The 259-nt window shown below is 59.1% G+C and carries 1 pseudogene; it reads right to left on the bottom strand.

The annotated features are described in order from the left end of the window. Positions 1 to 259, bottom strand: a pseudogene (locus EOB49_RS35505) (hypothetical protein); the annotation flags it as partial.

The raw sequence follows: 259 nt of genomic DNA, 5'->3' as shown, positions 1-259 counted from the left end.
TCCAGTTGAGCGCTTGACCGTGCGATCTGCTGACGACCAGCCTGTTCTTCGGCAAGGCGACATAGGGGACATGCTGGCGACGGCAGAGATCGCGGATCGCTTCCCTTGCATCGTCCTTGTTGCTGTTGTCGAAAACGATGTAGCTTTCGTGCTCGGCCAGGTATCGGCGCACCAGGTGGATTTGCCATTCGATCACGTCTGGCCGGTTGAAGGCCACGGTGGCGACTATGCCACCGCGAAATACCTGCTCTTGCCCCTG

This window comes from Mesorhizobium sp. M7A.F.Ca.MR.148.00.0.0 (genome assembly GCF_003997735.1).
GTDB lineage: Bacteria > Pseudomonadota > Alphaproteobacteria > Rhizobiales > Rhizobiaceae > Mesorhizobium.
Note: the sequence above shows the minus strand (reverse complement) of the source record. Positions and strands in the feature narration are given on the sequence as shown.